We start from the raw sequence: 24,766 nt of genomic DNA, 5'->3' as shown, positions 1-24,766 counted from the left end.
GTTTGCTCAGGCGGTCAGCGCCGATACGAAGGCTTGCGCGCGCCGTCCGGTTTCCGCGGCGTCCATACCCGCACTGTAGAGCGCGGAGCCGAGGCCGAAGCCCTCGCACGCGCCGCGCCAGTCCGCCATCGTCTCGGGCGTGACGCCGCCCACGGCGAGGATCGGCACCGAGCGTGGGATGACCGCGCGCTGCGCCTTCAGGATTTTGGGCGAAGCGGCCTCCGCCGGAAACAGCTTCAGCGCGTGCGCGCCAGCCTTGATCGCGGCGAACGCCTCGCTCGGGGTGAAATAGCCGGGCAACGAGACGAGGCCGAGCCGCGCCGTCTCACCGATCACCTCGACGTCGACATTGGGGGAAATGACGAGCTGCGCGCCCGTTTCCGCGACGCGGCGCGCATCGGCTGCCGACAGGACCGTGCCCGCGCCGATCAGCGCGTCGCCGCCGAAGCGGCCCACCAGCCGTTCGATGCTGTCGAAAGGATCGGGCGAATTGAGCGGCACCTCGATGATATGGATGCCGCCCGCGATCACCGCCTCCGCAATGGCCTCCGCCTCGTCGGGTTTCACCCCGCGCAGGATGGCGACGAGCGGGCAGCGCGCGAACGCATCGGTGAAGCGGGTTTCAGCGGTCATGGATCTTGTCCCAGATTGCGGTGATGCCGGCCAGGAAGGCGGCGTGACTGTCGATGACGATGGGCTGTGCGGCCATCGCCGCGACGGCGCTTGCATAGAGTTGCCCCAGCGCCGGGTCGGCGAGGATGTGGACCGGCTCGCCCGGCCGCAGCGCCTGTTCGCGCACGTCGCTGCCGATCAGCAGGCCACTCACGCGCGAGGCGACGTCGGCCGCGTCGCGCCGCCCCGTCAGCACGGCCGCGCGCTCCCCGAACAGATCCGAGAGCAGGGTGTTCTCGCCCGCCATCGCCACGCCGTCGCGGAACGCCGGCCCGTCGACGACATCCCCCTTCAGGAAATCTCCCAGCAGGCTGTGGTGGCGCAGCAGCGCAAAGACCTCGCCGGTCATGGTCGTGCGGAAATCGGCGATGCGGCCGCCCTCCATCCGCGCCCATTTGCAATGCGTGCCCGGCTGGCAGAGCAGCGCGTCGGGCGGCGCCAGGCCAGCCGCGACCGCGCCGAGCAACTGCACCTCCTCGCCGCGCATCACGTCGGAGCGCGCGCCCCCGGCGGAGACACCCGGCACGATCGCGGTGCGGCCCGGTTCGACCCACAGCGTCTTCGCGACCAGATCGTCGATGCCCGCCGGGCAGGGCACATAGGGCACCTCGGCCCAGCCGCGCGTCGAGCCGACCATGCCCGCGCACAGCACCGGCACGTCGCCCAGCCGCGCGCGCATCGCCGCCACTTCGCCGGCATAGGCATCACGCGCAACGCTCAGCACGCCGTTCGCGTCGCGCACCGTCTCGATCACGCCGCCGTCGTGGCCGATCGCGTAGGCGCGGCGGTTGGTCGTGCCCCAGTCGACGACGATGAAGGCAGCTGCGCTCACCACCATGTCACGTACAGCGCGATGAGGATCAGGACCACGGCGACGGCGCCGACGTTGAAAGTGCTATCGGTGGCGTAGCTGACCGATCTGGTATCGATCGTATCGGTATCGGCGCGCGAGCGCGTCACCAGCGAGACGATCACCGCCAGCGCGAGCGCGATCAGGAACACCAGGCCCATGCGGTTCATGAACGGGATCGTCGGCAACCACGCCTTGAACGCCCAGGACAGGATCACCGAGGCCGCCGCCGCCGTCAGCGCGCCCGCCTCGTTCGCGCGTTTCCAGAACAGGCCGAGCAGGAAGATCACGGTGATGCCGGGCGTGAAGAAGCCGGTGAATTCCTGAATGAACTGGAACGCCTGTTCCGAACTGCCGACGAGCGGCCGCGCGGTCACGATCGCGAGCAGGATCGCGACGACGGCGGCAGCCCGGCCGACGAAGACCAGATGTTTTTCGCGAGCCGCGCCGTCCTCACCGCCGCGACGTTTCGCATAGAGATCGAGCGTGAAGATCGTCGCGATCGAATTGATCTTGGAGGCGGTCGACGCGACGATCGCCGCGATCAGCGCCGCGAAGACGAGGCCGAGCAGCCCGCTCGGCAACAGCCGCATCATCGTCGGATAGGCCTCGTCGGGCTTGGCGAGATCGGGCGCGAGCACCACCGCCGCGATCCCCGGCAGGACGATGACGAGCGGCATCAGCAGCTTCAGGAAGGCCGCGAAGATGATACCCTTCTGCGCCTCCCCGACGCTCTTGGCCGCCAGCGCGCGCTGGATGATATACTGGTTGAACCCCCAATAGCTGAGGTTCGCGATCCACATGCCGCCGATCAGCACCGAAAGGCCCGGCAGATCCATGTAATGCGGATCGCCCGGCTTCAGGATCATGTGGAAATGGTCGGGAATCGCCGCCGTCAGGCGGTGGAAGCCGGCGACCAGCCCGGCGCCCTCGCCGAGTTTCCCGAGCGTCAGCGCGGCGATGATGAGCCCGCCCAGCACCAGCAACGTCACCTGCACGATGTCGGTCAGCGCGACCGCCTTCAGCCCGCCGCGAATCTGGTAGAGCAAGGCGAACGCGCCGAGCAGTACCAGCGCGAGATCCTGGTTGATCCCGGCGACCTTCGTCACCGCGATCGAGCCGAGCCAGATGATCGAGGTCAGGTTCACGAAGACGTACAGCGCCAGCCAGAACACCGCCATCAGCGTGCGGATCGACGGCCCGTACCGCCGCTCCAGGAACTGCGGCATCGTGTAGATTTCGTTCTTCAGGAAGATCGGCAGGAAATATTTGCCGACCAGCAGCAGCGTCAGCGCCGCCATCCATTCGTACGACGCGATCGCGAGGCCGATGGCATAGCCCGAGCCCGACATGCCGACGATCTGTTCCGCCGAGATGTTCGCCGCGATCAGCGACGCGCCGATCGCCCACCAGGGCAGGTTCTTCGAGGCGAGGAAATAGTCGGTGGTGTTCTTCGGGCCAGCGCCCACCCGGTCGCGCGAGACATATTGCGCGAGCCCGAAAATGCAGACGAAATACGTCGCGACCACGACGATATCGATTGTGGCGAGCTGCATCGATGGACCCTTCCCCATGCAAGGCTTGAGCGCTAGGACAGACCTAGCGACTTGCCTATTTATATGATCTATTAGACCTACCAGTTTATCCGCGGGGAGTGCAAGCGATGTCTACCGATCCGAGCGAAATCAGGGTCTCGCTGGGCCGGAACCTGACCTACGGATTGCTCGATCATCTCGGCAAGACGATCGTCACCGGCGGCTATGCCGACCGCCCCTTCCCGACCGAGGCCGAACTGTCGAAACAGCACGGCGTCAGCCGCTCGGTCACGCGCGAGGCGGTCAAGATGCTGACGACCAAGGGCCTGCTCAGCGCGCGGCCGCGGCAGGGCACGATCGTCCAGCCCGACAGCACGTGGAACCTGTTCGATCCCGACGTGCTTCGCTGGCTGCTCGACCGCAAATTCTCGATCGAGTTGCTGCGCGAGTTCAACCAGTTGCGTGTCGCGATTGAGCCCGCTGCCGCATCGCTCGCGGCGCGCTTCGCCGACGAACAGGGGCTCGCGCTGATCCGCGCCGGTTTCGGCCGTATGCAGGTGGCCGATAACGGCGGCGACGATACGCTGGAGGCCGACATCGCCTTTCACGTCGCGATCCTGCGCGCCTCGACCAACCCGTTCTTCGCGCAATTCTGCGACGTGGTGGCGACGGCGCTGCGCACCTCGATCCGCTTCACCAACCGCATCCAGGGCCGCACTGCCGATCTCGCCGCGCATGAAGCCGTGATGCACGCCATCGAAGCACGCGACCCGGAGGCGGCGCGCACGGCGATGATGAACATCATCGACGAGGTGATGGAGCTGATCGTGAAGTCCAGCGCCAGCGAATAAAAAACGGACGTGGCCGGGAAAGGCCACGTCCGCGAAAGGCTTCCGGGAGGAGGAAGCGTCAGAAGCGCATCGCCACGCCGATCGAGTAGGACGAATCGTCGAAGCGGGTGTCGCGCGGCAGCGCGGAGTCGCCGTAGTAGCTCTTGTACTTCGCGTGCGTCAGGTTGGTGCCGTCGATCGAGATCGTCACGCCCTTCTGGAACTCGTAGCCGATGCTGGCGTCGAGGCGTCCGTTCGGGCGCACCTGGTTGAGGATCAGCGTCTGACCGACCGGCCGCACGTTGGTGCCGCCGTAATTCTCGTCATAATAGCCCGAGCGATAGGTGTAGACGACGCGGCCGGTCAGGCCGTTCTTGTCGTACAGGCCGCCGATGTTGTAATTGTACTTCGACACGCCCTGGATGGACTGGCCGAACAGCGGATCGCCAACCGTGTTCACCTTGCTGTCGGCAAGCGTGAAGTTGCCGAACACGCCGAACCCGCTCCACGCGCCGGGCAGGAAATCGAAGAACGTCTGCGCGCTCACCTCGATGCCCTTGAGCGTCACCGCGCCGACGTTGCGCGGGCGCGTGATGTTATAGTCGAAGCCGTTGATCGTCTCGACCTGGCTCTGGCTGATCACGCGGTCCTTGATGTCCTTGTAATAGCCGCCGATCGCGATGAAGCCGTTGCGCGAGAAGTAATATTCCAGCGTGGCGTCGAACGAGTCGGACTTCTGCGGGCGCAGATTGGGGTTGCCGCCCGATCCCGCCGGCAGGATCAGACTGTTTGTCGAGATCAGATAGCTGAGACCGGGGTTGAGATCACCGAAGCTCGGCCGGGCGATCGCGCGCGCATAGGTGAAGCGCGCCTGCAGGCCGCCGCCGAACTTGAGGCGGGCGCTCGCGTTGGGCAGGAAGTTGTCATCGGTCGTTTTGGCGCCGAACGGCGTGAGCACCGCCGCTGGATTGGGCACTGCGGTCGTGGGTGCCGGGGTAACGTATGCCGCGCCGCTGATGGTGCGCTCGGTGTGCGTGAAGCGCCCGCCGATCTGACCGTCGAGTTCGATCGAACCACCGAACGGGATTTTGTAACCCGCCTGCAGATACCCCGAATAGGTTTTCTCACCCGCAGCGAAGGCGCGGTCGGGCGTGAATTCCGGCCAACCGGCCGACAAACCGTACAGCTTGCGCAACTGGTCCTGGATGGCGGGATCACGCAATTGATCCTGGTTCGGCACGATCACGCCGAAATTACCGTTCACGCTCGGAATGCCCGACGAATGGACCAGAAAATCTGCGGGAAGGAACGAGACATTGGAAATCAGCGTGCCGCGCACGCCGTCAGGATTGACGCCGCCGAGCGACTGCTGGTGCGTCGCGCTGTGATCGGCATAGCGCAGGCCGAACTGGATATTGTCGAGGATCGTGCCGACCCGGTAGGTGCCATCGACCTTCGCCGCGAACTCCTTGCCGATGTCGCGGATATTGTCCTGGTTGAGCGGCGACAGCGCGAAGTTGGCGGGATCCCCCAGGCCGTTGGCGGTATCGACGAAATTCGTGCCGCCGTTGACGTTTGTCTGCACGTTGGTCGTGATGCCGTTGCCGGCCTTGAAGATATCCAGAATGAAGTTCTGGTTGCGCACACGCGAATGCTGGTACGAAACGTCCGCCGCCAGATCGAGCGCGCCTGACGTCCACTTCGCGCCGCCCGAGATGATATAGACCTGCGTGCGGTCGAAATGCGCCTGCGTGCTGGTGAAGCCACCGTGGTTGTTCGATGTGAAGCCCGATGCCGTGCAGAGGTTCTGCCGGAACGACGGGATCGGTGTGCCGTCGGGCCTGAATTTCCCCGGCTCCTGATAAAAACCGTCAGAGCCGACGTTATAATCCTGGCACTGGCTGGTCTTGGTCACGTTGCTGAACGACGTGCCGCCGAAGACGTCGTCGATCAGGAAGTTGCTCGCCCAGCGGCTGACATATTCGGTGTAGAGTCCGTTGGCGTAGATCTCGAGGCCCGGCGCCGCCTTCCACTGCAGCGCGAGGTTGCCCTGCTTGCGCTCGTACGTGCCTTCCTGGCTGACGCCGCCGACGCAGGTCGGCGCGATCACGCCGGCCGCACCCGGGGGGCCCTGCGTGCCGCTGCGGAAGTCGCAGTTGAACGCGACCGGCCGGTCGAAGCGGTTGCGGGCGTAGGAGATGTCGCCGAGGATGCCGATCTCGCCGATGCCCGTATCAAAGCGGTCCGACACGAGCAGGCCGAGCACCGGGTTCACTTCCTGGGTGTTGGCGGTGTAGATCGCACGGCCGTTGGCGGCGAGCGTGAAGCCCTTGAAATCGAACGGCTTGTGCAGGCGCAGGTTGATGACGCCGGCGACGCCGCCTTCGATCAGTTCGGCCGACGTCGATTTGTAGACGTCCGCCCCCGCCAGCGCCTCGGCCGGCAGATCCTGATAGGCGAAGCCGCGGCCGGTGCCGGTGAAGATCTCGCGCCCGTCGAGCGTGGTGAGAATGTCGGGCAGGCCGCGCACGATCGGGCCGACGATCTCGTTATTGTCACCCACCGTCACCTGCACGCCCGGCACGCGCTGCAGCGCAGCGGCGACGGTGCGATCGGGGAGCTTGCCGATATCGTCGGCGACGATCGAATCGACCACGTTCAGCGAGTTGCGCTTGATGTCGGCCGCCTTGGCGAGCGAGGCGCGGAAGCCCGTGACGACGACATCCTCGGGCGCACTTTCCTCGACGGCGGATGTGGCGGGAGCCTGGGCCTGATCTTGCGCGGCGGGTGCCGGATCGGCAGCGGCGCAAGCGGGCGTCGCACCGATCAGCATGGCGACCAGCGACACCGACGACAGCACTGCGAATTTCGAAACCATTCAACCCCTCCTGAAAGATCGCGCCGACTTTTCCATTCGACTGATCACGCTGCCTACAGCGCCGGTTGGTATACGACAAGTATTATTTGTCAGACCACGTGAAATGATGGAGCGATGCCGGCGCGAACCATCGGCACCGCCAGTCGTCCCCTATTGCAGCGGCACCACCGATTTCGGCGCGGCCGACAGCCGCCGGATCAGCGCCGCCTCCGCCGGGCGGTACGGCGTGCCGTCGGCGCGGAACACCTCGTGGAACCAGAGCGTCGGCTCATCGACCACATAGGGCTTCTTCCAGCTGTCCCACGGCAGCCGCGTCTGCGTCTTGCCGTCGACGAAGCCCCAGTTGATCATCGCGACATTGTATTTCTTGCCGATCGGCAGCGATCCGTCGAAGGTCGATCCGTTGCCGCGCGCCATGAATTCGGTGCACAGGATCGGGCGGCCATAGCCCTGGAGCTGCTTCACGCGCCCCTCGAACTGCTCGGGCCAGCCGTAATCGTGGAACGAGATCACGTCCGACTGGCTGAGCTGCAGCTTCTCCATCGGCGTCAGCTTGCCCGGCGTCGCCCAGTCGTCGTGCCACCACACGCCGCTGGTCAGCGGCTGCGACGGATCGGCGGCGCGCGCCCATTCGAACACCTGCGCCAGCAGCGCGCGGACCAGCGGCTCCTTGCCGTCCTGGTCCTTATACTGGTCGGCGGGGTTGTCGGGCTCGTTCCACAGATCCCAGCCCATGATCCGGTCGTCCTTGGCGAACGCGCCGATCACGCCTTCGACATAGGCGCGGTACTTGGGATAGCGCGCCTTGTCGCGCAGCCCCGGCAGGCCCGGCGACTGCACCCAGCCCGAATTGTGGACGCCCGGAATCGGCGGGTGCTGCGGCCCGAGCACCGGGTTCGGATCCCAGCAACTGTCGAACAGGACGAACAGCGGCTTGATCTTGTGCTTCGCCGCGATCGTCAGGAACTGGTCCATCCGTTGCTTGAAGCCCTCCGGGTCTTGCTCCCACAATTGATCGTGCAGGAACACGCGCATCGTGTTCATGCCGATGCCCTCGGCCAGCCCCAGCTCATGATCGATCTGCGCCGGGTTCCAGGTCGCGGCCTGCCACATCTCGAGCTGGTTGATGGCGGAGGCCGGCGCGTAATTCGATCCGACCAGCCACGGCTGCCGCCCGTACCAGGCGTTCGCCTGCTTGGCCGTCCAGCGGTCGCGCGCTTCGGCGGGGGTGCCGGCCAGCGTCGCGATCATCGCCGTGCCGAGCAGCAAGGTGCTGAATGTCTTCATGTTTTCTCTCCCGGAAGCCTTAGCGCTTCGCGCCGGTGGTGAATTTGTAGACGATCACGTTGCGATAGGTCTGGCCGGGATCGAGCCGCGCCGAGGGGAATTTCGGCTGGTTCGGCGCATCGGGGAAAAGCTGCGGCTCCATCACGATCGCGTCGCCCATGCGGTAGATCTGCCCGCCCTTGCCGACGACGGTGCCGTCGAAGAAATTGCCCGAATAGAATTGCAGACCCGGCTGGTTCGACCATAGCTCGAACCCCCGGCCGGATACCGGCTCGGTCACCTTGGCCATCAGATGCGTCTGCGCGGTCACGGCGGTGCCGATCACCCAATTGTGATCGTACCCGCGGCCATAGACGATCTGCATGTCGCGCCCGTCGCGCACCCGCGCGCCGACAGCATGGGGGGTACGGAAGTCGAACACCGTGCCCGCCACGCTCGGCAGCGCGCCGGTCGGGATCGCGGTGGCGTCGGTCGGGGTGTAGCGATCCGCCGGGATGGTGACGACATGCCCCATCGCGCCGCCCGCGAAGCCGGGCCCGCCGAGGTTCCAATAGGCATGGTTCGATATGTTGACGAGCGTCGGCTTGTCGGTGGTCGCACGGTATTCGATCGACAGTTCGTTCTTCTCGTTGAGCGCATAGGTCGCGAACGTCGTCAGCGTCCCCGGATAGCCCATGTCGCCGTCCGGGCTGACGTAGCGCAGCGTCACCGACGCGGTCGGGCCGCTCTTGGTCTCGACCACCTCCCACAGCACCTTGTCGAAGCCCTTGGTGCCGCCGTGCAGCGAATTGGGGCCGTTGTTGACCGGCGTCTCATAGGCACGGCCGTCGAACGTGTAGCGTCCCTTGGCGATGCGATTGGCGACGCGGCCGACCGTCGCCCCGAAGAACTCGGGCTTGGTCGCATAACCGTCGAGCGTGTCGTAACCGACCGCGATATCGACGGCCTTGCCGTCCCGGCCCGGCAGCATCATCGACTGGATCGCAGCACCCAGCGCGATGATCCGCGCGGAAACGCCGTGGCCGTTGGTCAGCGTCACCGCCGCCACCGCACGGCCGTCGGGCAGCGTGCCGAACGTCGCCTGCTTCGCCTCGCCCGCGACGGCGGGGGCCGCCAGCATCAGGGCCAGCGCGCTGCCTGCCAGCGCAAGGCCGTTTGCTCGTGTCATCCTGCTCTCCTCATTCGCGATAGGTGGGTCGGCGTGCCGGTGCAGCCGGGATCGATCTCGAACAGCGCGCCCGCCTCGGGCTCGTCGACACCGTCCGATGCCGATGTCACGAACATCCGGTCGAGCGCCTCGCCCGCGAAGATGCAATTGCTGATCTGCGAGGCCGGCAGCGCGATCGATCGGTCGCGCGCGCCCTCGGGCGTGAAGCGCGTGACGCAGCCCGCGCCCCAGCACGCGATCCACAGGCCCCCTTCGGCGTCGAGCGTCATCCCGTCCGGGTCGCCCCAACCGTCCTCGAAACGGATGAACACCTCGCGCGCGCCGAGGCTGCCGTCCGCCGCCACCGCGAAGCGATAGACGATGCGTTCGCCGCTGTCGGTGTGGAAGACCGTGCGGCCATCCTCGGCAATCGCGGGGCCGTTGGCGATGCGATAGCCCGCGTCGACCCGCGCGACGCCGCCGTCGCGATCGAGCCGGTAGAACGCCCCGCTCGGCCGCGCGCCGTCGAGCGCCATCGTGCCGAACCAGATGCGACCGGCGGCATCGGCCTTGGCGTCGTTCATGCGGTTGCCGTCGCGATCGGGGTCGGCGATCGTCTCGATCGTCAGCGGATCGAGCGTGAGCGCGACGACGCGGCGATCGAGCCCGGCGACGAAGCCCGGCGCGTCCGCACGCTCGATCACCCAGCCGATCGTGCCGGGCACCTCCCAGCTATCGACCCGCCCGTCCGCCAGCCGCAGCCGGTTGACGCGCCGGCCCAGGATGTCGGTCCAATAGACCGCATTCTCGCGCGCCGACCACAACAGTCCTTCGCCAAGCACGTCGCGTCGTTCGCGCGGAATGGCGCGCGGCGGCGTCAATGGCTGTCCCGCGGCAGTCCCCGCTGGGCGATCCGCTGATATTTGACCGCAGGCTCCAGCACGGCGCCGGTATCGAACTGGCCGACGATGCCGCGCTGGATTTCCTGCCACGGCGTCTGCGACGGCGGCGCGAGCGTCTGCTCGACCGCCGCGAGTTCGGCCTGACGGTTTGCCATCTCCTCGTCGGACACCAACAGGTCGACGCGGCGCGTGTTGAGGTCGATGCGGATACGGTCGCCGGTGCGCGCGACCGCTAGCCCGCCGCCGACCGCCGCCTCGGGCGCCGCGTTCAGGATCGAGGGCGAGCCGGACGTGCCCGATTGCCGCCCGTCGCCGATGCACGGCAGCGCATGGACGCCCGCGCGGATCAGCGCGGTCGGCGGGCGCATGTTCACCACCTCCGCGCCGCCGGGATAGCCGACCGGCCCCGCCCCGCGCATGATCAGCACGGTATTCTCGTCGATGCCGAGCGCGGCGTCGTCGATGCGGCGGTGATAATCCTCGGGGCCGTCGAACACGACCACCTTGCCCTCGAACGCATCGGGATCGTTCGGATTGCGCAGATAGCGGTCACGGAATTCGTCGGAGATGACGCTCAGCTTCATCACCGCCCCGCCGAACAGATTGCCGCTGAACACCGACAGGCCCGCCGCATGTTTCAGCGGATCGGCGAGCGGGCGGATCACGTCGGCATCCTCGGTCGCCTTGCCGCCGACGTTGTCGGCGACCGTGCGGCCGTTGCAGGTGATCGCGGAGCCGTCGATCTGCCCCGCCTCCAGCAACATGCCCATCACCGCGGGCACGCCGCCCGCGCGGTAGTAGTCCTCGCCGAGATAGGTGCCGGCGGGCTGCAGGTTGACGATCAGCGGCACGTCCGCGCCGGTCTCTTCCCAGTCCGCCAGCGTCAGCTCGACGCCGATATGCCGCGCGATCGCGTTGAGGTGGATCGGCGCATTGGTCGATCCGCCGATCGCTGAATTGACCTTGATCGCGTTAAGGAAGGCAGAGCGCGTCAGGATGTCGGAGGGCTTGCGGTCGGCGCGCACCATCTCGACGATGCGGCGGCCCGTTTCCCACGCGCATTGCTGCCGGTCGCGGTACGGTGCCGGGATCGCCGCCGAACCCGGCAGCGACATGCCGAGCGCCTCGGTCAGCGAGTTCATCGTCGTCGCGGTGCCCATCGTGTTGCAGAAACCGGTCGACGGCGCCGACGAGGCGACCAGCTCGATGAAGCCCTTATAGTCGATCTCCCCGGCGGCGAGCATCTCGCGCGCTTTCCACACGATCGTGCCCGAACCCGTCCGCTCGCCCTTGTGCCAGCCGTTGAGCATCGGCCCGACCGACAGCGCGATCGCCGGGATGTTGACGGTCGCCGCCGCCATCAGCGCGGCGGGCGTGGTCTTGTCGCAGCCGATCGTGAGCACCACGCCGTCGAGCGGATAGCCGAACAGCACCTCGACGAGGCTGAGATACGCGAGGTTGCGGTCGAGCCCGGCGGTCGGGCGCTTGCCGGTTTCCTGCAACGGATGCGTCGGAAATTCGATCGGGATGCCGCCCGCCTCGCGGATTCCGTCGCGCACGCGCTCGGCAAGCACGAGGTGATGGCGGTTGCACGGCACGAGGTCCGATCCCGATTGCGCGATGCCGATGATCGGCCGGTCCGACTGGAGCTCCTCCAGGCTGAGGCCGTAATTCAGATAGCGCTCGATATAGAGCGCGGTCATGTCGGGATTCTCGGGATTGTCGAACCAGGCGCGCGACCGCAAATTCCGTTTCTGATCGGCCACTATGCGACGCCCCGCGCCGTGTGGATGCTGTGCGCGACCATGAACCCCTCCATCTGCCTGCGTGCCGAACCGTCGGCCGAGCTTTCGCGGTTGATAGCGCAGCGACCAATCGATAGAAAGCTTATTTATCAGATAAACGAAAATCGAGGATGCCGCCGTGCCCCAATCTCCCGAAACGCCCCTGCGCCTCGGCATCGTCGGCATCGGCAAGATCGCCCGCGATCAACACCTGCCCTCGATCGCGGCATCGCCCGATTTCACGCTGGTCGCCGCCGCCAGCCGCCACGCCACGGTCGACGGCTGCGCGAACTTCCCGACGATCGAGGCGATGCTGGCTGACGGCCCGACAATCGACGCGGTGTCGATCTGCACCCCGCCGCACGGTCGCGACCGCATGGTGCGCGCGGCGCTGGCGGCGGGAAAGCACGTCATGATCGAGAAGCCCCCCGGCGCCACCGTCGCCGAGATCGCACCGCTACGGCATCACGCAGAGGCGGCCGGCCTGACCCTGTTCGCAAGCTGGCACTCGCGCGAGGCCGCCGGTGTCGATGCCGCCCGCGCATGGTTGGCGGATCGCACCATCCGCCGCGCCGCGATCACCTGGCGCGAGGACATCCGCGTCTGGCATCCCGGACAGGACTGGATCCTCGAAGCCGGCGGCTTCGGCGTGTTCGATCCCGGCATCAACGCGCTGTCGATCGCGACGGCGATCCTGCCGCTCGACCTGTGCGTCGATGGCGGCACGATCGCGGTGCCCGAGAACCGCGCCTCCCCCATCGCCGCGCGGATCGCGATGCGATTGCCCGGCGGCGCGCCGGTCTCGCTCGATCTCGATTTCCTGCAAACCGGCCAGCAAAGCTGGAACATCGAGGTCGAGACCGACGCCGGCACGCTGGTGCTGACCGAAGGCGGCAAGCGCCTGTTCGTCGACGGGGCCGAACAGGCGACCGGCCCCGATGCTGGCGAATACCCACGCCTCTATCGCCGCTTCGCCACGCTCATCCGAGGCGGCCGAAGCGACGTAGATCTGCGCCCGCTACAACTCGTCGCCGATGCCTTCCTCGTATCCCGGCAGGAGCGTGTCGCACCGTTCGATTTCTGATCGACTCACTAGACTTCGCCGATTTTATCGTATTTGTATGATCTAACGATAAGAGGAGGCGGATGATGGCATTGGTTCGATCGATCTTGGGCATAGGCGCGGCGATCGGGCTGGCGCTCGGCACCGCATCATCGGCGCAGGTCGCGCCCGGCGGCCCGGTCACGCCCTATGTGAACCCGGCCAAGGCCTATCTCTTCCTGCACATGATGAAGGGCCATTACGGCGTCCTCTATTACACCGTCAGCCTCGACGGGCTGCACTGGCGGCAGGTCAACGGCGGCAAGCCGGTGTCGGACGATTACCACGGCCATGCCTCGGTCGCGCGCGGCGGCGACGGACGCTACTATCTGGTGGGCAACAAGGGCGACGACGATCCGCTGATCCGCTTCTGGGTGTCGGACGATCTCGTGCGCTGGACGCCCTACGGCACCTATCAGCCCGATCTGAAGGCGGTGCCGGGCTATCCGAACCCGCTTCAGCGGATCGGCGCGCCGAAGCTGTTCTTCGACAAGCCCTCGGGCCAGTTCCTCCTCACCTGGCACACGCCGAGCCTCGAGGGATCGAAGGAGGATCCCGAACGCTATTGGGGCAGCCAGCGCACGCTCTACGTCCAGTCGAAGGATCTCAAGACCTTCGTCGCGCCGCCGAAGCGCCTCTTCGCCTGGAACATGGCGACGATCGACACCATCATCCAGCCCAACCCCAAGGGCGGCTATTGCGCGATCATCAAGGACGAACGCTACCCGTCCTACGCCTGGACGACGGGCAAGACGGTGCGGATCAGCTGCGCCGCCAGGCTGCTGGGCCCCTATCCGCAGCCCGGACCGTCGCTCAGCCCCAATTTCCGCGAAGCGCCGACGATCATCCGCTCGCCCGACGACAAGGACTGGATGCTTTATTACGAGCAATATGCCGGCACGAGCTACGGCCTGTCGATGGCGCCCAAGCTGGAGGGGCCGTGGTTCCAGGTATCGGGCAACAGCGGCGTGCCCGAATGGAACCGCTACGAAATGCCCGAGGGGCTCCGCCACGGATCGATGATCGGCATCACGCGCGCGCAATACGACGCGATCGTCGCCGCCTATCCCGACAAGTGACGTGGGGCGAATGGCTATGATCTCCCGGCTCGCCCTGGCGCTTGCCGTCGTCCTCGGAGCGTCGGCGGCGGTCGCCGACGTTCCGACAACGACCTTCACCAACCCGCTGCTGCCGTCCGGGCCCGATCCGTGGATCGCGCGCTCGGGCGACACCTATTTCTACATGAACACGCTCGGCGACCGGCTCGCGATCCGCAAGACGAAGGATCTCGCGCGGCTGTCCGAAGCGCCCGAGATCACCGTGTGGACCCCGCCCGCCACCGGTCCCAACGCGCAATCGATCTGGGCGCCCGAGCTCCACCGCATCGGCGACGCCTGGTACATCTATTACACCGCCGCCGAGAGCGGCCACGACGACGATGCGCACCGCGGCATCTTCGTGCTGGAGAACACGAACGACGATCCCACAATCGGCACATGGGTCGATCGCGGGCGGCTCAACACCGCGCATACCGGCATCGACGGCACCACGTTCGAACATCGCGGCAAACGCTATTTCGTCTATTCGCCCTATGTCGGCCCGGACAGCGACCTCGCCATTGCCGAGATGGCGAACCCGTGGACCCTCACCGGCCGCGAAGTCATCCTCGCGCGGCCCGACCGCGACTGGGAGCGTCGCGGCGGCCGCCAGATCCTCGAAGGGCCAGAGTTTCTCGCCGGGCCCCGGGGCGATCTCTTCCTCAGCTATTCCGCCAGCGCCTGCTGGTCGGACGATTACGCCATCGGCCTCCTGCACGCGAGGCCGGGCAGCGATCCGCTCGATCCAAAGGCCTGGACGAAGGCACCCCGCCCGGTCCTCGCCAAAGCGCCCGAACAGGGCGTCTACGCGCCCGGCCACAACGGCTTCTTCACCTCGCCGGGCGGGCAGGAGACCTGGATCGTCTATCACGCCAATCCGGGGCCGGACATGAAATGCACCGCCAAACGCTCGCCGCGCATCCAGAAAGTGACGTGGTCGGCGCGCGGCCTGCCGGTATTCGCGAAACCGGCGGGAACGCGAACGGCGCTGCGTCCGCCCGCGCGCTAGCGGACCGCGACCGGCGGGATGCGGCTTTCCACGACGTTGCGCGTCTGCCGGTCGAGCGACCACAGGATGCGCGGCCGCGCGCGGTCCCACGCGAACGCCTGTCCCCCCGTCGGCAGCGGGATCGTCGCGACATGCTCCAGCACTGTCCCCGCCTCGGGCAGGCGCAGCGCGTAGAGCTCGGGCCGGTCATGGCCGGTGACGTAGAGCAGCCCGTCGTCGCCCCACGATCCACCCGAATTGCTCATCGGCGCAAACTGCGCGAGCACGCTGTCGGGGAAGTGCCACGATCCAGTCGGGCGAAATTCGGCATCCAGCCGCACCAGCGTGGTCCAGCGATGGTCATGCCCGGCCTCCCCACCATGATCGGCCGGATAATTGGCGAGGCCCGCCCACCAGTCGTTGCCGCGCCGCTCGATCCAGGTCAGCGATCCCGGCAGCGGCGGCAGCGCGACGCTGCGCAGGTGCTTCAGCGTGGCGGTGTCGAAGATCTCGACCGCGCTCGCCATCGGCACGCGCGGATAGTTGGAGGCGGCGCAGACCAGCTCGCGGGCCACGACGATGCACGAATTCATGTGCGGATAGAGCGCGCGCGGCCCCTCCCACTGCGCCACCCGCTTGCCCGTCGCCTTGTCGTACTTGCCGATGCGGTTGTTGCTCATCGGATAGAAATAGCGCGCGTCGACCGCGACGCCCTGCCGCGCCTCCTCCGCCGTCCAGCGCGCGACGACGGTGGCGGGCGCGAGCTGCGGCACCGCCGGCAGCGGCGCCGCGGCCGGCTCCTGCGCGGACGCCGCCACGGTGGCCAGCACGCCTGCGAGGAGCCACATCCGCATCAGAATTTCGCCGATACGCCCGCGTAGAAGGTGCGGCCGTAGCGTTCGTTCTGAATGAGCCAGTTGGTGTTGCCACCCTGATACTGGCGCGTCGGCTCGTCGGTCAGGTTCTGCGCCTCGAAGAAGATGCGCACCTCCTTCAGGATGCCGAAGCTCGCCTTGGCGTCGAGGCGGCGGAGATCGTCGTTATACTGGTCGTTATAGGCCGGATCGCCCACCGCGAGCAGCGCCTTGCCGGTATTGTGATAGGCGATCGACGCCTCGACCGGGCCCTTCTGATAGAACAGCTCGGCCCCGTAGAGGTAGCGCGACTGATACGGGAAGGTCGAGGTCCGCCCGCTCGGCAGCCGCAGCGACGAGTCGGTCAGCGTGCCCGTCAGCTGGATGCCGAAGCCCGACCAGAAGCCCGGCAGGAACGTGAAGAGCTGCTGGTACTGCGCCTCGATGCCGACGATGTCGCCCTTGTCGGCGTTGAACGGCTGCGCCAGGTTGAAGGTCGGATAGACCGTGCCGCCGTAGCTGTAGTTGGTCACAACCGTCGTGCGCGTGAAGATCGGGTTGCGGATGAACTTCCCGAACACGCCGATCGACAGCAGGCCGCCCTTGGCGAAATACCATTCGGCCGTCGCATCGAGATTGTCGGCGCGGTACGGCTTCAGGTTCGGGTTGCCGAACGACGCGGCGAGGTTGATCGTGTCGACCGATCCGCCGGGATTGAGGCTGGCATATTCGGGCCGGCCGACGCTGCGCGAATAGGCGAGCCGGAACACGGTCTGCGACGACGGCTCGATCCGCACGATCAACGACGGCAGGAAATCGTCGTAGCTGCCCCTGCCCGACTGCGGCACCACCGTCGTCCCGTTCTGCAGCGCGAAGCCGGTGACGCGCGTGTCGGTATGTTCGTAGCGGAGGCCCGGCGTGATCGTCACCACCCCGAACTTCACGTTCGCCATCGCATAGCCGGCGTAGATCTTCTCGTTCAGGCTGAAATCCGACAGCGTCTCGTTGAGCAGCGTCGTCGCGGTGTTGAGCTTGAAGAACGCCGGGTTGTTGAGGTTGGCGGCGGTGAAGGCCAGGCTCGCCGCCGGATCGAGCGACGGGCTGTTGAAATAGCATTGGCCGGTGTTGTTGCTGTTCGGATAGACGCACACGCCCGGCGCGGACACGCCCGCGCTGCCCGCGCTCCACGCGGTCGATCCCACGCCCCAGGTCGGGTTGCTGGCGTCGAAGCCCTGGTCCGTCGTCTGGTATTTCGCGCCGATCTTGATGAAGCCGCGGTCGCCCAGCGCGTAGGTGCCGTCGATCTTGCCCTGCCAGATGTCCTGCTTCGCGACCTGGCGCGAGGCGGTGTAGGAATTGAACGAAAGCTGGTTGGCGGTGCATTCCGTCACCGGCGCGGCCGAATAGACCTTGTCGGTGAAATCGAAGTTCACCTTCCCCGGATTGCAGCGATATTGCCAGATCGGGAATGTATCGAGCAGCTCGTTGTGGCTGTAGCTGCCCTGGTAATTCAGCTTCACCGCATCGAAATCGGTCTCGCCGCCGACGATGCCGGTCGAGAACCACTTCGACTTGTAGTCGAGCCGCAGATCCTCGCGGCGCTGCGTGCCGCTGTTGACGCTGCCGGTCAGGCCGTCGGGGTTGATGACGAAGCCGTTGGCGGCGTTGTTCACGATCGCCGCCGTCGCGAAATCGAGGCGGTAGCGCGGGCGGATCTCGTCCTCGGTGAACTTCGAATAGATGCCGCGCACGAAGAAGGTCTGGCGGTCGCTCGCCTTCCAATCGAACGATCCGGTATAGCCCTGCCGCTGGCGGCGCAGGCTGTACTGCGTGTATTTGATGTTGTCGGGCACGCCGCCGCGCGCGAAGCGGGCGTCGGGGCGCCAGTTGTCGGGGTAGAAGCCTTGCGAATAGAAATCGCGGTCCGAATAGCTGCCGCCGAGCACGATGCCGAACTGCTGGTCCGGGCCGAAGCGCGCCGCCACCGACAGGTCGCCCTGGATCGGCACCTTCTTGTTGAGCTCCTGATAGCCCGCCTGGAACCGGCCCGAGACGTTGAACGCCTTGGGGAAATCGAACGCCGTCATCGTGACGAGGTTGATGTTACCGCCGATGCCCTGCCCGTCCATGTCGGCGGTCTTGACCTTGGCCACCTCGACGCGGGCGAGCAACTGGCCGGAGATGATGTCGAGCGGCAGCGCGCGCGTCGTGCCGTCGGTATTGCCGATCTGCATGCCGTCGAACGTGTAGCCGTTGAGTGCGGAGGGCACGCCGCGGATCGCGACATAGCGGCCCTCGCCCTGATCGTAGGTGACGCCGACACCGGCGAGATGCTCGACCACCTCGGCAACGTTGCGGTCCGGCAGGCGGCCGATGTCGTCGGATGCGGAGACGTCGACCACGCCGATCGCGTCGCGCTTCGCATCGATCGACTTGATCTGGCTGGCGCGCTGGCCGGTGACGACGACCTCGGCCGCATCCGGCGCGTCCTGTGCCTGTGCCGCAGCCGCCACACCCAGCGCCACGAGCGAAACGCCGGCGCGCGCGAAAAACCGAGTCCGAATCATGCGATGCCCCCTGTGTGGCGAAGCGAAATCACGAGGGCCGCCGCTTTTGCGAGCCCGCTTCCTCGTGTTCCTTCGCGAAGGGCTCCCTGACGCTATTTCGTGACCGGCAGGTGACGTGGCGGCTACAGGTCGATGACGGCGCGGGTCACGCCGTCACCAGTCCGGCCTTGCCCGCCTCCACCACGAAGCGCCCGATATCGGCGATGCTCGATCGTTCGTCGCGCGCATCCGCCAGCCCCCGGTACGTCACCTCGCACCGGTCGCGCGTCAGGTCGATGCGGCCGTATCCGCGCTGTTCGATGTTCGAATAGCGGAAGCCCGGATTGATCGCGCTCGGGCTCTGCGGATAGGGCGCGTGGTTGAGCGAGGTGATCGATCCGCCGACGAATTCCGACGCGACGATGCGCTCCGGCCGGTCGGGATCGGCATGGTCGCCCGCGACGAAGGCGTGGATGTCGCCCGACAGGATCACCGGGTTGGGCGTCCTGGCGTCACGCATATGGCGCAAGATGCGCGCGCGCGTCGCCGGGAATCCGTCCCAGCGATCGGTATTGTAGAGCGTCAGCGGCAGGTCCGGCTTGTCGTCGGGGCTGCGCAGCAGCGGCAGCATCAGCGTCTGCTGCGTGAGGAAATTCCACCGCGCCCGCGTCGTCCGCAACCGCCCGGCCAGCCAGTCCTCCTGCTGCCACCCGAGCATCGAGCGGCTGGCGAGATTGCGCTCCGGGCAATCGGGCGCGGCATCGGGCACCGCGAGATGCCGTGCGGTCGCGCCCGGTGCCTGGCACGGCGGGCTGGTGCGATACTGGCGGTCGTCGATCACCTGCAACTGCGCGAGATCGCCCCAGCCGATCGTGCGATAGAGCCGGGCGTGCGATCCGACCGGCCGCGCCGCGCGGCGCACCGGCATATGCTCGTAATAGGCCTTGTAGGCCGCCGCGCGCAGCTTCAGGAAAACCGCGCGGTCGTCGTTATGCTCGCTGAAATCGCCGGTGTAATTGTTCTCGACCTCGTGATCGTCCCAGGTCGACACCCACGGCGCCGCCGCATGCGCCGCCTGCAGCCACGGGTCGAGCTTGTACGTCGCATAGCGCACGCGGTAGCCGGCAAGATCGCGCGGCTTCGCGTTCAGGTGCTTGCGCACGCCCTTGTCGGTCGGATCGCCCTCGTAGATATAATCGCCGAGAAAGACGATCAGATCGGGATCCTCCGCCGCCGCGTGCCGCCACGCCGCATAATATCCAGCCTCGTATTTCTGGCACGATCCGAAGCACAGCCGCAGCCGTTCGGGGCTGGTGCCGGATGCTGGCGCGGTACGGGTGCGGCCGACCGGGCTCACCACGCCGTCGGCGATGAAGCGATACCAATAGGGGCGCCCCGGCCGCAGCCCGGTCAGCTCGACATGCACCGAATGGCCCCAGGCGGGCTCGGCCATCGCCGTGCCGCTGCGGACCGGCGCGAAATGCTCGCTCTCGGAAATCTCCCACCGCACCGGCACCGCCCGCGCGGGCATGCCGCCGTCGGGCGACAGCGGCTCGGGCGCGAGGCGGGTCCACAGCACCATGCCGTCCGGCCAGGGATCGCCCGATGCGACGCCGAGGCTGAACGGGTCGCGCCCCGCCCCGCTCGCCCGCGCGGCCGTCAAGCCGACCAGCACGACGCCGCCCGCAATCGCTTCCCGCCGTGTCAGTATCATCGTCTCTCGCCTTCGATCGGGACCGTCCGGGCAACCATAGCCACCGCTTCGTGTCGGCTCCGTGACGGCGGGATTACGACAGGCGCGTCCGCATCCCCCAGCGTGCCACCATCAGCACCGCCACCGTGCCCAGCCCGGCGGCAAGCCCGATCCACACGCCCACGCCGCCCCAGTGCAGCCAGAACGCCAGCACCACCGCCGTGCCGAGCCCGACCACCCAATAGCCCACCAGCGCGAGCAGCATCGGCACGAACGTATCGTGCAGCCCGCGCAGCATCCCCGCGCCGACCGCCTGCGCGCCGTCGAAGAACTGGAACAGCGCCGCCACCACCAGGAACGACAGCGCCAGCGCCACGACATGCGCCTCCGCCGGCGTGGTGCTGGCGAGGAACAGCGCGACCAACTGGTGCCGGAACAGGGTCAGGATCGTCGCGGTGCAGGCCATCACCGCCATCGTGATGCCCAGCGCCGCGCGCCCGGCGTGCGACACCCCCGCCGCATCGCCGCGCCCGTAGGCGAGGCCGACGCGCACCGTCGCCGCCTGCGCGAGGCCGAGCGGGATCATGAAGCACAAGGCCGCAAGCTGGATCGCCACCGCATGCGCCGCCAGCTCCGCCGCGCCGAGCAGCCCCATCAGGAACACCGCGCAGTTGAAGATCGTCACCTCCAGCCCGATCGTCACCGCGATCGGCAGGCCCAGCCGCCAGATCGCCGCATAGCGCTGCCAGTCGCTCCGCCACCAGTTTCCGAACAGCCGGTAACGGCGGAAGCGGCGGTGCCGCGTCACGACGACGGCCATCCCCACGAACATGAACAGGTTCGACAGCGCACTCCCCAGCCCCGCCCCGAACAGCCCGAGCGCGGGCAGCCCGAAATGCCCGAAGATGAGACCGAAATTGAGCACCGCATTGAGCAGCACCGCAATCACCCCGACGACGAACGCCCAGACCGGCCGCTCCAGCGCCGACACGAACGAGCGCAGCACGTAATAGCCGAGCAGCGGCAGCAGCCCGAACATCATCGGATGCACCAGCCGCACCGCCGCATGCGCCAGTGCCGGCTCCTGCCCGAACAGCAGCAGGATCGGCTCGGCCTGCCACAGCAGCAGCCACATCGGCACGCACAGCGTCGCCGCGACCCACAGCGACTGCCGCACGGTGCGCTGCACGTCGCGCACCGCGTGGCTGCGCTCGCCGAGCGCGCGGGCGATCATCGGCGCGGCGGCGGTGACGAGGCCGGTGCCGAAGAACACGCAGGCGGTGAACAGGTTGACGCCCAGCGCCGCCGCCGCGAGCTTGTCCGCCCCCGCCCAGCCGAGCAGCACCACGTCTGTCGTCGCGATCAGCGCCTGCGCGAGGTTGGTCAGCACGAGCGGATAGGCGAGCGCGACCATCGCGCGCACCTCCGGCCACCACCAATGCTGTGTTTCGCGCCCCATCGCCCGCCGATGGACGGGAGGACGGTTCACGGCAAGGGCAAGTTGCGGCCCGTTCGACTCTCTTCTTCGTCATCCCGGATGTTAGGCTTTCCCCAAAAACCGTCAGGTTTTTGGCTGGAAAGCCTTGCAGTCCGGGATCCATATCTCCGCAGGCGCCTGCCTCGCGATGGATCCCGGACAGCTCGATTTTCTATTCAAATCATAGATTTGAAGAAAATCGGCTTCCGGGATGACGGGTGGCGAGGATGCCGTACTGTCTACCGACCATAGCCCCCCGCACGCGTTTACGGCATAGGCGCGCGTCCCATGTCCGCGACTCAGCCTCCCGCGATCGGTCTCGACTTCGGCACCACCAATTCGGTGGCCGCCGTTGCGCACGCCGACACCGCCGATCTCGTGATGCTTGATGCGCCCGGCGGCACCGACGCGGTGTTCCGCTCGGCCTTGTGCTTCTGGGAGGAGGACGGCATCGCCAGCGAGGCGGGGCCGTGGGCGGTCGAGGAATATCTCGCCTTCCCGCAAGGGTCCCGCTTCCTGCAATCGTTCAAGTCGGTCGCCGCCAATGCGACGTTCGAACATGCCAGCGTGTTCGAACGTCGCTACCGTTTCGAGGAGATCGGGCGGCTGTTCCTGTCGAAACTGGTCGCCCGCTCGCGCGGGACGCTCGCCGGAAGGGCGAAGCGCCTGATCGTCGGCCGCCCCGTCGAATTCGCCGGCAGTCGCCCCGACGAGACGCTCGCCAGGACACGCTACGACGCGATGTTCGGCGCGCTCGCCGAAGAGATCCACTATGTCTACGAACCGATCGGCGCGGCGTTCAGCTACGCCTCACGGATCAGCGATCCCGCGACGATCCTCGTCGCCGATTTCGGCGGCGGCACCAGCGACTTCTCGGTGGTGCGGATCGCCGAGCCGGGTGCCGCGCGCCGCTGCGTCCCGCTCGGCACGGCGGGCGTCGGTATCGCCGGTGATCGCTTCGACGCGCGCATCGTCGACCGGCTCGTCCTGCCGATGCTCGGCAAGGGCGGTTCCTACCGCTCGTTCGACAAAGTCCTCGATATTCCCGGTGGTTACTTCAGCGACTTCGCGGACTGGTCGAAGCTGGCGTTGATGCGCAACCGCAAGACGCTCGCCGATCTCGAGAAGCTGCGCCGCGCCGCGCTCGATCCCGATGCCATCGCGCGGATGATTGCGGTGATCGATCAGGAACTTGGCTATCAGCTCTACGACGCGGTGGGAAAGCTGAAGCGCGCGCTGTCGGCAGCCGAGGGGGCGCATTTCCACTTCGCCGGCGCGGGTTTCGGCATCGAGGCGGACGTGCGCCGCGCCGATTTCGAGGAGTGGATCGCGCCCGACGTCGCGCGTATCGAGGCGGCGGTCGACCGCGCGCTCGCCGCGGCGGAGGTCGCGCCCGCCGCCATCGATCGTGTATTCCTCACCGGCGGCACGTCGCTCACCCCACGCCTGCGCCGCCTCTTCACCGAGCGTTTCGGGGAGGACCGCATCGCCTCGGGCGGCGAGCTCACTTCGATCGCCCACGGCCTCGCGCTGATCGGTGCGCAGGACGACGTCTCGAGCTGGACGGCCTGAATATCGTCTGTCCTACACGCCACCGATCTGCGACAGTCGGTGCCGCTCTTTCCCATCGTCGGCTGCTTCAGGAAAAGGCGGAATCGCGCGATCGCTAAGACCTTCGACGCCCGATCGGTGCAAATTTGGAAACGATCGCGCCTTACATTTTCGATTCAGGCGTCAATCTGTCAAGCGAGCTATCACTCTAGTCCGTCTGCCGCGCCCATTCGCGATTGATGCCGAGCGCGCCGAGCGTGCAGATCACGCCGGAGAGCAAATACAGCCCGACCGACCACAGCCCGACATGGCTGGCGAGGAACAACGCCGCCAGCGGCGCGAAGCCCGCGCCGATCAGCCACGCCGAATTGGCGACGATCGCCGCCCCGGTATAGCGCGTCTGCGGCGGGAAGCGGTCGTTCACCACCCCCGACGACTGGCCGAAGGCGAGGCCGAGCAGCGCGAAGCCCGAGATCATGTAGAGCGACTCGCCCACCCCGCCCGCACCCAGCAACTGCGGCGCGAAGCCGCTATACGCGCCGATCATCACCGCCGACACGCCCAGCACCGCACGCCGCCCGACGCGGTCGGCGATCATCCCCGACGCCAGCATCGCCAGCACGCAGACCAGCGTCCCGCCCGCCTCGATGATGAGGAAGCGCACCGGCTCCTCATGCGCATAGAGCGTCACCCAGGAGAGGGGGAACACCGTGACGAGGTGGAACAAGGCGAAGCTCGCCAGCGGCGCGAACGCCCCCAGCGCGATCGTCCGCCATTCCGTGAAGAGAGTCGCGAAGGCCGGTGACGGCTGCAGCTCGCGGCTTTCGAACAGCTTTTCGAACTCCGGCGTCGCGATCATCCGCAACCGCGCGAACAGCGCGACGACGTTGATCGCCAGCACCACGAAGAACGGATAGCGCCAGCCCCAGCTCAGGAAATCGGCGGGCGACAGGATGCCGAGGAAATAGGCGAACAGCGACGCCGCCACCAGCAGGCCGAGCGGTGCGCCGAGCTGCGGGATCATCGCATACCAGCCGCGCTGCTTCTTGGGGGCGTTGAGCGAGAGGAGCGCCGGCATCCCGTCCCACGCGCCGCCCAGCGCCATGCCCTGCCCGAAGCGGAACAGGCCGAGCATCACCGCCGACCACGTGCCGATCTGTTCGTATCCCGGCAGCAGCGCCATCGCCATCGTCGATCCGCCGAGCAGGAACAGCGCGATCGTCAGCTTCACGCCGCGCCCGTGATTGCGGTCGATCCACATGAAAATGAGCGTACCGAACGGCCGCCCGACAAAGGCGAGCGCGAACAGCGCAAAGGAATAGAGCGTGCCCGTCAGCGCATCGACGTAGGGAAAGACGACGGCCGGAAACACCAGCACCGAGGCGATGGCATAGACGAAGAAGTCGAAAAATTCGGACGTCCGCCCGACGATCACGCCGATCGCAATCTCGCCGGGTGCGACATGGCCGTCGGCGTGCAGCGCGCGGGCGTCGCGCTCCAACTGAGTCGAATCGGGTGTGGCGGTCGATGCGGTCATGCCGTCCATGCTCCTGCGGGCAATCCCGCCGTCCAG

18 protein-coding genes are annotated in these 24,766 nt (G+C 67.0%); 5 read left to right on the top strand and 13 right to left on the bottom strand.

The annotated features are described in order from the left end of the window. Window positions 1–6: 6 nt before the first annotated feature. The 3 genes from Q5H94_RS00380 to Q5H94_RS00370 are packed head-to-tail and all read right to left on the bottom strand — an operon-like array spanning window position 7 to window position 3,078. On the bottom strand, window positions 7–633 hold the full coding sequence (locus Q5H94_RS00380) for a 2-dehydro-3-deoxy-6-phosphogalactonate aldolase (RefSeq protein WP_304558985.1): 627 nt from the start codon (window positions 631–633) through the stop codon (window positions 7–9). Then, the gene (locus Q5H94_RS00375; RefSeq protein WP_304558984.1) at window positions 623–1,510 is read right to left on the bottom strand and encodes a 2-dehydro-3-deoxygalactonokinase; all 888 of its coding nucleotides are present in this window, start codon (window positions 1,508–1,510) and stop codon (window positions 623–625) included. The genes Q5H94_RS00380 and Q5H94_RS00375 overlap by 11 nt, the downstream gene beginning before the upstream one ends. Then, window positions 1,501–3,078 carry a sodium/sugar symporter gene (locus Q5H94_RS00370; protein WP_304558982.1) on the bottom strand — a complete coding sequence of 526 codons (1,578 nt, stop codon included), beginning with the start codon at window positions 3,076–3,078 and terminating at the stop codon, window positions 1,501–1,503. Before Q5H94_RS00370 ends, Q5H94_RS00375 begins: the two co-directional genes overlap by 10 nt. 107 nt (window positions 3,079–3,185) lie before the next feature. On the opposite strand from Q5H94_RS00370, the gene Q5H94_RS00365 reads away from it, so the two are divergent. Next, window positions 3,186–3,908 (top strand): FadR/GntR family transcriptional regulator, encoded by a 723-nt coding sequence (locus Q5H94_RS00365; protein ID WP_304558981.1) that lies wholly within the window; start codon window positions 3,186–3,188, stop codon window positions 3,906–3,908. 58 nt (window positions 3,909–3,966) lie between these two features. On the opposite strand, the gene Q5H94_RS00360 is transcribed toward Q5H94_RS00365, so the two are convergent. The 5 genes from Q5H94_RS00360 to Q5H94_RS00340 all read right to left on the bottom strand — a co-directional run bounded on the left by Q5H94_RS00360 (window position 3,967) and on the right by Q5H94_RS00340 (window position 11,867). Next, window positions 3,967–6,765, bottom strand: coding sequence for a TonB-dependent receptor (locus Q5H94_RS00360; protein WP_304558980.1), 2,799 nt, complete (start codon window positions 6,763–6,765; stop codon window positions 3,967–3,969). A 150-nt stretch (window positions 6,766–6,915) separates the two neighbouring features. Further along, window positions 6,916–8,052, bottom strand: coding sequence for a glycoside hydrolase 5 family protein (locus Q5H94_RS00355; RefSeq protein WP_304558979.1), 1,137 nt, complete (start codon window positions 8,050–8,052; stop codon window positions 6,916–6,918). A 19-nt stretch (window positions 8,053–8,071) separates the two neighbouring features. Next, window positions 8,072–9,220 (bottom strand): aldose epimerase family protein, encoded by a 1,149-nt coding sequence (locus tag Q5H94_RS00350; protein ID WP_304558977.1) that lies wholly within the window; start codon window positions 9,218–9,220, stop codon window positions 8,072–8,074. Further along, entirely contained in the window at window positions 9,217–10,080 is an 864-nt protein-coding gene (locus Q5H94_RS00345; protein ID WP_304558975.1) for an SMP-30/gluconolactonase/LRE family protein, read from the bottom strand. The genes Q5H94_RS00350 and Q5H94_RS00345 overlap by 4 nt, the downstream gene beginning before the upstream one ends. Next, window positions 10,077–11,867 (bottom strand): IlvD/Edd family dehydratase, encoded by a 1,791-nt coding sequence (locus Q5H94_RS00340; protein ID WP_304558973.1) that lies wholly within the window; start codon window positions 11,865–11,867, stop codon window positions 10,077–10,079. The genes Q5H94_RS00345 and Q5H94_RS00340 overlap by 4 nt, the downstream gene beginning before the upstream one ends. 157 nt (window positions 11,868–12,024) lie before the next feature. On the opposite strand from Q5H94_RS00340, the gene Q5H94_RS00335 reads away from it, so the two are divergent. The 3 genes from Q5H94_RS00335 (at window position 12,025) to Q5H94_RS00325 (ending at window position 15,093) form a co-directional block, all read left to right on the top strand. Further along, window positions 12,025–12,969, top strand: coding sequence for a Gfo/Idh/MocA family protein (locus Q5H94_RS00335; RefSeq protein WP_304558971.1), 945 nt, complete (start codon window positions 12,025–12,027; stop codon window positions 12,967–12,969). A 65-nt stretch (window positions 12,970–13,034) separates the two neighbouring features. After that, on the top strand, window positions 13,035–14,066 hold the full coding sequence (locus tag Q5H94_RS00330; protein WP_304558970.1) for a glycoside hydrolase family protein: 1,032 nt from the start codon (window positions 13,035–13,037) through the stop codon (window positions 14,064–14,066). A gap of 10 nt (window positions 14,067–14,076) precedes the next feature. Further along, window positions 14,077–15,093 carry a glycoside hydrolase family 43 protein gene (locus Q5H94_RS00325; protein ID WP_431312123.1) on the top strand — a complete coding sequence of 339 codons (1,017 nt, stop codon included), beginning with the start codon at window positions 14,077–14,079 and terminating at the stop codon, window positions 15,091–15,093. On the opposite strand, the gene Q5H94_RS00320 is transcribed toward Q5H94_RS00325, so the two are convergent. The 4 genes from Q5H94_RS00320 to Q5H94_RS00305 all read right to left on the bottom strand — a co-directional run bounded on the left by Q5H94_RS00320 (window position 15,090) and on the right by Q5H94_RS00305 (window position 21,624). Next, the gene (locus Q5H94_RS00320) at window positions 15,090–15,926 is read right to left on the bottom strand and encodes a hypothetical protein (protein ID WP_304558968.1); all 837 of its coding nucleotides are present in this window, start codon (window positions 15,924–15,926) and stop codon (window positions 15,090–15,092) included. The two genes, Q5H94_RS00325 and Q5H94_RS00320, sit on opposite strands and share 4 nt — an antisense overlap. Further along, entirely contained in the window at window positions 15,926–18,493 is a 2,568-nt protein-coding gene (locus tag Q5H94_RS00315; protein WP_304558967.1) for a TonB-dependent receptor, read from the bottom strand. The genes Q5H94_RS00320 and Q5H94_RS00315 overlap by 1 nt, the downstream gene beginning before the upstream one ends. A 145-nt stretch (window positions 18,494–18,638) precedes the next feature. Further along, the gene (locus tag Q5H94_RS00310) at window positions 18,639–20,186 is read right to left on the bottom strand and encodes an alkaline phosphatase D family protein (RefSeq protein WP_304558966.1); all 1,548 of its coding nucleotides are present in this window, start codon (window positions 20,184–20,186) and stop codon (window positions 18,639–18,641) included. Window positions 20,187–20,259: 73 nt separating this feature from the next. Continuing rightward, on the bottom strand, window positions 20,260–21,624 hold the full coding sequence (locus tag Q5H94_RS00305; RefSeq protein ID WP_304558964.1) for an MATE family efflux transporter: 1,365 nt from the start codon (window positions 21,622–21,624) through the stop codon (window positions 20,260–20,262). A gap of 306 nt (window positions 21,625–21,930) precedes the next feature. On the opposite strand from Q5H94_RS00305, the gene Q5H94_RS00300 reads away from it, so the two are divergent. Next, a complete protein-coding gene (locus tag Q5H94_RS00300; protein WP_304558962.1) occupies window positions 21,931–23,214 on the top strand; it encodes an Hsp70 family protein in 1,284 nt (427 codons plus the stop codon). 187 nt (window positions 23,215–23,401) lie between these two features. On the opposite strand, the gene Q5H94_RS00295 is transcribed toward Q5H94_RS00300, so the two are convergent. After that, a complete protein-coding gene (locus Q5H94_RS00295; RefSeq protein WP_304558959.1) occupies window positions 23,402–24,730 on the bottom strand; it encodes an MFS transporter in 1,329 nt (442 codons plus the stop codon). Between the last annotated feature and the right edge of the window lie 36 nt (window positions 24,731–24,766).

It is taken from the genome of Sphingomonas immobilis (assembly GCF_030580995.1).
Taxonomy (GTDB): domain Bacteria; phylum Pseudomonadota; class Alphaproteobacteria; order Sphingomonadales; family Sphingomonadaceae; genus Sphingomonas; species Sphingomonas immobilis.
Note: the sequence above shows the minus strand (reverse complement) of the source record. Positions and strands in the feature narration are given on the sequence as shown.